Source organism: Spongiactinospora gelatinilytica, from assembly GCF_003236385.1.
GTDB lineage: Bacteria > Actinomycetota > Actinomycetes > Streptosporangiales > Streptosporangiaceae > Spongiactinospora > Spongiactinospora gelatinilytica.
This window is the reverse complement of sequence record NZ_POUA01000399.1, coordinates 1-6,833: the sequence shown is the minus strand read 5'-3', so window position 1 is coordinate 6,833 and position 6,833 is coordinate 1. Positions and strand designations below refer to the sequence as shown.

Annotated in this window: 8 protein-coding genes, 1 tRNA gene and 1 pseudogene; 6 read left to right on the top strand and 4 right to left on the bottom strand. The window is 69.8% G+C overall.

Annotation, left to right across the window (positions count from 1 at the left end; all coding sequences use genetic code 11):
• A partial coding sequence (locus C1I98_RS32890) for a DUF2637 domain-containing protein (protein ID WP_146607784.1) occupies nt 1–661 on the bottom strand: 661 nt, incomplete at its 3' end.
• A 159-nt stretch (nt 662–820) separates the two neighbouring features.
• Between C1I98_RS32890 and cysS the strand changes: the two genes are divergently transcribed.
• The 4 genes and pseudogenes from cysS to C1I98_RS46390 all read left to right on the top strand — a co-directional run.
• Nucleotides 821–2,218 (top strand): cysteine--tRNA ligase, encoded by a 1,398-nt coding sequence (cysS, locus tag C1I98_RS32885; RefSeq protein WP_111171242.1) that lies wholly within the window; start codon nt 821–823, stop codon nt 2,216–2,218.
• Nucleotides 2,219–2,238: 20 nt separating this feature from the next.
• Nucleotides 2,239–3,189, top strand: coding sequence for a 23S rRNA (guanosine(2251)-2'-O)-methyltransferase RlmB (gene rlmB / locus C1I98_RS32880; protein WP_111171241.1), 951 nt, complete (start codon nt 2,239–2,241; stop codon nt 3,187–3,189).
• 49 nt (nt 3,190–3,238) lie between these two features.
• Nucleotides 3,239–3,311: transfer RNA gene (locus C1I98_RS32875), tRNA-Thr, on the top strand.
• A gap of 325 nt (nt 3,312–3,636) precedes the next feature.
• Nucleotides 3,637–3,804: pseudogene (locus C1I98_RS46390) on the top strand (IS256 family transposase); the annotation flags it as partial.
• Nucleotides 3,805–3,969: 165 nt separating this feature from the next.
• Here C1I98_RS46390 and C1I98_RS32865 read toward each other — a convergent pair.
• Together C1I98_RS32865 and C1I98_RS32860 are read right to left on the bottom strand one after the other, a co-directional pair.
• Entirely contained in the window at nt 3,970–4,269 is a 300-nt protein-coding gene (locus tag C1I98_RS32865) for a hypothetical protein (RefSeq protein WP_111171239.1), read from the bottom strand.
• A gap of 131 nt (nt 4,270–4,400) precedes the next feature.
• Nucleotides 4,401–4,595 carry a transposase gene (locus C1I98_RS32860; protein WP_111171238.1) on the bottom strand — a complete coding sequence of 65 codons (195 nt, stop codon included), beginning with the start codon at nt 4,593–4,595 and terminating at the stop codon, nt 4,401–4,403.
• 126 nt (nt 4,596–4,721) lie between these two features.
• Between C1I98_RS32860 and C1I98_RS46535 the strand changes: the two genes are divergently transcribed.
• On the top strand, nt 4,722–5,117 hold the full coding sequence (locus C1I98_RS46535; protein WP_497845915.1) for a DUF8825 domain-containing protein: 396 nt from the start codon (nt 4,722–4,724) through the stop codon (nt 5,115–5,117).
• A gap of 419 nt (nt 5,118–5,536) precedes the next feature.
• Here the strand turns inward: C1I98_RS46535 and C1I98_RS32855 are convergent, their stop codons facing one another.
• Complete coding sequence (locus C1I98_RS32855) at nt 5,537–5,785, bottom strand: SCO4226 family nickel-binding protein (RefSeq protein WP_111171237.1); 249 nt, start codon at nt 5,783–5,785, stop codon at nt 5,537–5,539.
• A gap of 715 nt (nt 5,786–6,500) precedes the next feature.
• On the opposite strand from C1I98_RS32855, the gene C1I98_RS32850 reads away from it, so the two are divergent.
• Complete coding sequence (locus C1I98_RS32850; protein WP_111171236.1) at nt 6,501–6,725, top strand: hypothetical protein; 225 nt, start codon at nt 6,501–6,503, stop codon at nt 6,723–6,725.
• Nucleotides 6,726–6,833: the final 108 nt, after the last annotated feature.

Here is a 6,833-nt window from a genome sequence, read left to right as displayed (position 1 = left end):
GCGGTGGGGTGGCGCCCTCGTACGCCGGCTCGGCGCGGTACGGCGGGTGGAAGGGCACGATGTCGTCCCCGGCGCCGGTGAGGTGCGCGACGGCGTCCCGGCGGGCCCCGGCGTGCTTGATCATCAGTAGCCAGAGCCAGAGGGCGACCGTGAGCATCACCCACGGCGCGACCGCCACGCCGATGACCATGCCGATAGGGGCGTCGGGCGTCAGTGCGCCGGTCGGCGCGGGTACGGCCTGCCGTACGTCTATCGCGCCCACCGCCGTGGCCACCTCGGCCGCGCCCGCCGCGACCAGGAGCAGGACCAGCACCGCGCCCGCCTGGACCCGCACCACGGCCCGCCCGGTGCGCAGCAGCAGGACGCTGATCAGCGCCACGGCCAGCAGCGCGTCGAACCCCGCGGGGTAGAGGTAGGCGAGGTCGGGGCGAGCCCGGCCGGTGACGGCCAGCGCGCGCAGCTCGTCGAAGGAGAGCACGCACGCGGCCGCGCCCAGCGCGACCACTCCGACTCCCGCGACGGCGATCGCGACGTGACGCAACGTCAGTCTCGCCCGGCCCGCGCGCCCGGCGGGCCGGGCCGCCGTGTCCGGCGGCGACTGCTCGGTGAACGCATGCGGATGGGCGGCGGGCGAGCCCGCCACAGGGGGAGTAACGTCCATGACCCTTCGAGCCTACAGAAGGCGCTTCGCGCGGACGGTGGTTACGCGGCGGGACGTATGGGGTAAATGACACGCATGCCGGATTCTGTGCCGCAGACCGGTGTCTCAACGTCGCGTAATCAGGCATGTGAGGTGGGGCGAAGGCGTTAGCCTGGCTAGGTGAGCCTGCACCTCTACGACACCAGCACGCGAACGGTTCGCGAATTCGTCCCGATCGAGCCCGGCCGGGTCTCGATCTATCTCTGTGGGGCCACCGTGCAGGCTCCGCCGCACATCGGCCACATCCGCTCAGGGGTCAACTTCGACGTGCTGCGGCGCTGGCTGACGCGGTGCGAGTACGACGTGACGCTCTGCCGCAACGTCACCGACATCGATGACAAGATCATCCGGGTGGCGGGCCAGGAGGGCGTGCCGTGGTTCGTGGTCGCCGAGCGCAACCAGCGCGCCTTCACCTGGGCCTACCAGGTCCTCGGCTGCCTGCCGCCGACCGTCGAGCCGCGCGCCACCGGGCACGTGCCCGAGATGATCGAGCTGATGCAGCGGCTGATCGAGCGCGGCCACGCCTACGCCGCCGACGGTGACGTCTACTTCGACGTGATGTCCTACGCCGACCGGTACGGCTCGCTGTCCAACCAGCGGCTCGACAACATGCGCCCCGCCGCCGACACCGACAACGAGGGCTGCAAGCGCGACTCGCGCGACTTCGCGCTGTGGAAGGGCGCCAAGCCCGGCGAGCCGACCTGGCCGACGCCGTGGGGCCCGGGCCGACCCGGCTGGCACCTGGAGTGCTCGGCGATGGCCACGAAGTACCTCGGGCCCACCTTCGACATCCACGGCGGCGGCGTCGACCTGATCTTCCCGCACCACGAGAACGAGCTGACCCAGTCCCAGGCGGCCGGCGACGGCTTCGCCCGCTACTGGATGCACAACTCGCTGCTCACCGTGGGCGGCGAGAAGATGGCCAAGTCGCAGGGCAACTCCCTGCTGATCCCGGCGATGCTGCAGAAGGTCCGCCCGGTCGAACTGCGCTACTACCTGGTCGCGCCGCACTACCGCAGCGTGATCGACTACTCCGACGAGGCTCTGCAGGAGGCCGCCTCCGCCTACCGGCGGATCGAGGGGTTCGTCACCCGCGCCGCCGAGGTGATCCACGACGTCGACGCCGACGCCCCGCTGCCGGTCGAGTTCGCCGCGGCGCTCGACGACGACCTGGGGGTCCCGCAGGCGCTGGCGATCATCCACGAGGTGGTCCGCGAGGGCAACGTCGCGCTGGCCCAGGGCAACAAGGAGCAGGTCGCCCGGCTGCTCGCCGAGACCCAGAACATGCTCGACGTGCTCGGCCTCGACCCGCGTTCGGAGCAGTGGCGCTCCTCGGGCGACGACTCCGGGCTGCGGCAGACCGTCGACGACCTGGTCACCGTCGCACTTGAGCAGCGCGAGGCCGCGCGTGCCCGCAAGGATTACGCGGCGGCCGACGGCATCCGCGACCGGCTCGCCGCCGCCGGCATCATCGTGGAGGACACCCCCGCCGGTCCTCGGTGGGAAATCGCCCGCTGAACCCCCGCTAGGCTGTGCGCATGGCTGGTGGCGGAAAGAGGAAGGGTCCCACGCGGGGCACCGGTGGGCAGCGCCGTAGCGGCCTCAAGGGGCGGGGGGCGACCCCGCCCGCCCAGATGCGGCATTGGTTCAAGGACCGGCAGAAGCCCGCCGGAGGCGACCGCGGCGAGCGGGCCGAGCATCCGGGCGGCACTGAGGCCCCGGCGCGGGCGCGACGGCCCAAGCGCGACGATGCGCCCGAGGTCATGGGCGGGCGCAACCCGGTGGTCGAGGCGCTGCGCGCGGGCGTACCCGCGTCCACGCTCTACGTCGCCCAGCGGGTCGACAACGACGACCGCATCCGCGAGGCCATCAAGCTGGCCAGCGACCGGGGCATCGCGCTCCTGGAGGTCTCCCGCGACAAGCTCGACCGGCTCACCGAGGGCGCCGTCCACCAGGGTGTCGGCCTGCAGATCCCGGCGTACGACTACGCCCACCCCGACGACCTCGTGGCCGTGGCCCAGGACGCCGCGGAGGTGCCGCTGATCGTCGCCCTCAATGGCGTCACCGACCCGCGCAACCTCGGCGCCATCGCCCGCTCCGCCACCGCCTTCGGCGCCCACGGTCTGCTCGTCCCCTCCCGCCGCTCGGCCGGAGTCACCGCGGGCGCCTGGAAGACCTCGGCCGGCACCCTGGCCACCCTGCCGGTCGCCCGCGCCGCCAATCTCACCGCCGCCCTGCGCGCCTACCGCGAGGCGGGCCTGTTCGTCCTCGGCCTCGACGGCGACGCCCGCACCGACCTCGCCGACGTCGATCTCGTCACCGAGCCGCTCGTCCTCGTCGTCGGCTCCGAGGGCAAGGGCCTGTCCCGCCTGGTCCGCGAAACCTGCGACACCGTGGCCCGCATCCCCATGCGCGCCGCCGCCGAATCCCTCAACGCGGGCGTCGCCACCGGCATCGCCCTGTACGAGGTCTCCCGCCGCCGCTCATGAATTATGTGGTTACGCTCAGCGTTCATCGCGACTAGACTGGGTGATCGTTGCCGACGTAGCTCAATCGGCAGAGCGGCTGTCTTGTAAACAGCAGGTCAGGGGTTCGATTCCCCTCGTCGGCTCGCAGCTCAGAGGCCCCTTGTGATCATCACAGGGGCCTCTTGCTAACAGGTTTGCCAACAGGGGCGGCACTACGTGGCCGGATCCTTGACCGCGTTGGCGAAGATTTCGGCGGCGGTGGTCATCTGCTCCGAGATCGACGCCCTGTTCACCGAAGGTCGTGACCTGGTCGAAGTGATCGAGGACATCGCCCGGCCCGGCGCCCGCCTGATCATTCAGACTGCCGTCGAGGCCGAGGTGGACACCTTCCTCGGCTGCGCTCGCCACCAACGCGCCGCTGCCATCTCCGCAGACGGCAGTGAAGGAGAAACGACGGTGCGGCCTGGTCACCGCGTCAAGGTCATCGGCCGCTTCCCCGGCGAGACCAGCTGCGTGTCACTCGTGTGGGCCGTGCTCGACCGCGCCGCCCGCGGTCGGCGCGGCTTCACCATGACCAGCACGGGCCTGCGCATCCTGCAAGACCTCCGCCGGGCCCTGCTGCACCCGCCCACTTAGTATCGAATCTGAGGACGCACTCGTCCGCTCCGGCGTCCTCGGTCTCGCGCGCAGCGAGGGTTGGCGGGCAGGACACTTGGGTCCAGGACGTGTGTGGCCCCTATTGGCCTGAGGCGTTGACGGCCCCGCTCCTCCGGGGGAACGGGGCTTTCGGCGTGCCGCCTCTCAGGCCGTGGTGACCACGACCCTGCCGTTGACCAGGTGAGTACTTGCATCCTCCGAAGCCTGTAGCCCCGCAGCGTCGATCGCCTTTGCAACGCGATCGGCGGCCAGCACATGGCTGAGCTCGTCCCGCAGAGTGCCATCGAGCAGGTACAGCTCCACCTGGTCGTGGAAGATGTACGCGATGGCGTCGCCCGGGAAAGGCGCACGCTCGGGGATGACATCGTCGTTCTCGTGGACTCTGGACCCGCTCTCGGTCAGGGCGCCCGTGAGCTTGCCCAGTACCTGCTGAGCATCCAACACGGATGACTCCTTCTTTCGGGGACCGGCTGGTGACGGGATCTTGAGCAGCGGCTGAGGGGGACCTATTCCCCGAGTTGGGATGCCCCGAAGGTGACGTGGCGTCGAATGACGGCACAGCGGGACGTGAACCGCTAGCGGCTCTTGGAGCGTGCTGGCCGCAGTTCGGTGACTTCGACCAGGTCGGCGAGGTCCACTAGGGATGCGACCTCGGCCACGCTGCGGCACTCCCGGACGATGTAGCCGTGCTGCTTCACGCGCAGGAAGGGCCGCTCGCCCAGAAGGACGACGTACTCGACTGTCCACTCACCGGGGCCGACCCACCGCATGACCGCAGCATAGGCAGCAACCGGTCAAGGACGGGCAAAACACCCAAGCGATACGTAAGCCCTCATCGCTGCCGGGACGGGTCGTATCCGTAGGATCTCCCCGCACCGACAGCACGCGGGGACAGCATGGCCGACTACGACTTCCCGCAAGACCTGATCGCCACGCGTCGTGCATATGAGGCCGCCGAGCAGCGGTGCCAAGAGATCGCCGATGCGATGCCCGCCCGCACAGCGGTCGCCGCCGGCGAGGCCACGATCCCCGCAGAGCAGCGGACGGCGTTGGCGGAAGCGCGCGCTGAGCGTGGCCGGCATCTGGACGTGCTGTACGGCCATCGTGGTGGGAGACGGTCAAGGGCGCGCAGTACTCGGCCCAGGAGGCGCTACGGAAGGTGGCGCAAGGCGAGGATTGCCCGCCCCTCGTCCGTAGAGGGGGAGCCGGCTGCCCGAAGCCTAGACGACGGTCCGACAGTCAGCTCACTATCCTCGTGGGATGCCTCTGCAAGATCGGCTCGCTGTGGTTGACGATCTACTGGCCAGCCCGGGCCCGCATCTGCGCGAGCTCCAGGCCAGCCGCGACTTTTGGGACGACCGCAGCGCGGAGGTCGTCGAGACGGCCGAGGAGGAGATCGACGTGGCTCTTCGGCCATTGGCGGCGGCGTTGGCTGCGCGGTGGAGTGAGCCGTCTCAGCCGGCCGTAGGCGCACAGCCACAGATCGCCCGTGTGCGGGCAGGGGTGCAGTGCGACCGGAGGGGACGGCGACGGGGGCACCTGATCTATTCTGCGGCAGAAACGCGAACGCCCCTTCCGGAAGTTCGGAGGGGCGCCGTCCCCCCCCGCGCACGCGGGGCGCTTTGGATCTTGTTCTCGTCACACGGACATGACCACGAGCGGCTGCTCTCGTCGTACGGGAAACCCGCCAAAAGATCGCATCGACCACTGGTCAAACGGTCAGCGACACCCTGTGGATCTCATCGGCCGGGTGTCCAGCCCGCTGGTGGATGCGCTGGACGGCATCCTTGTCCGGCGCCTCCGACAGGCAGTAGACCACGCCCTCGTCAGGGTCCGCCCACGCGTGCTGGAAGGTCACCCCCTCCTCGCTCTGTATCGCGAGGTCGGCGGCGTGCGCCTGCTTGAACTGCTCGTCGGTGATGCCCCTCATGCCGTGATGCACGTCCATGAACTTCGCCATGGCTTCCTCCCCGGAGGTGTGACCTGCGGATGCATTCCAGCCTAGGTGGCCCCTGGCGGCCTGAGTCCCAAGACTCCGCCAAGAAGGCTCGGCGCCCACAGTGTGGCGACGGGCGTTGGGCCAGCTGTTCACTGCCGTGTCAGCTTTGGGATTGCACACCTCTGCCTCGGGCGGAGGCTTCGGCTCAGGGACGAGGGGGTCCGCCGCGGGTTTGAGCGCGTTCCATTCATGCACGAGCCCAAGTCCGTACATGGCTGAGGTGGGGGTCTGATCATGCGGCCCGCCATGAACCCGGGCAAGGCGAACAGACCGGGGCTACGGCTACCGGATCGCCTGGACTCCTCACGGGGCCATGCTGGCCGGTGGTGACGAAGACGGGGCGGTCCGGCTGCACGACGTCCGGCTGCCCGCCGACCAGTTCTCCAAGGTGTGCGCGATCACCGCCGGATCGCTCACACCTCGTCAGTGGGCCAGATATCTGCCGGACCAGCCCTATCTGCCGGCCTGCCTCGAACCGGTGGGAGCTCGTGAACAGAGTGCGTTGGATGACTTATCGGAGGTCGATGATGTTCGTCGTGCGCAGGCGCACGTTGGTCCGGGGCGGGGCCGCGGTCGCGGTGGCGGTGGCGGCCCTGATCGGCCTGGCCGTGTACTTTGCCCGGGTCGGACTGAAGGAGGCGGGCCAACTGGCCGGCGTGCTTGGGTATTCGTCGCGATGCTCGGGCTCGGGGCGGCGGTGTACGGGCGTGACGACGCTCGTGACGCCCATTTCGGGCCCGGTATCCCGGGCTCTGATGATCGCTCGGGCACGGCGGGCGGCGATGTCGCCGGAGACCGCCACACCGGCGACCGGACCAGCGGCGTCCGGATGAAGGCCGTGGTGTACGGGAACGGGCGGGTGGTCCAGGTCGGCGGCGACCAGGTCATCTACGAGCGGTGAGGCTCCAGGAGGTGAACGAACCGCCCCAGACGGTCGGCTGAGCAGTCTGGCTCGGGGGCGGGTTTATGATCGCCCGGTGGCGGGGCGGATGGTCGTATTCGTGTGTGC

Coding starts and splice junctions, on each gene's coding strand:
- rlmB (WP_111171241.1), top strand. CDS start 2,239: ATGGCTGGTGGCGGAAAGAGGAAGGGTCCCACGCGGGGCACCGGTGGG.
- C1I98_RS46535 (WP_497845915.1), top strand. CDS start 4,722: ATGGCCGACTACGACTTCCCGCAAGACCTGATCGCCACGCGTCGTGCA.
- C1I98_RS32850 (WP_111171236.1), top strand. CDS start 6,501: ATGCTCGGGCTCGGGGCGGCGGTGTACGGGCGTGACGACGCTCGTGAC.
- C1I98_RS32855 (WP_111171237.1), bottom strand. CDS start 5,785: ATGGCGAAGTTCATGGACGTGCATCACGGCATGAGGGGCATCACCGAC.
- C1I98_RS32860 (WP_111171238.1), bottom strand. CDS start 4,595: ATGCGGTGGGTCGGCCCCGGTGAGTGGACAGTCGAGTACGTCGTCCTT.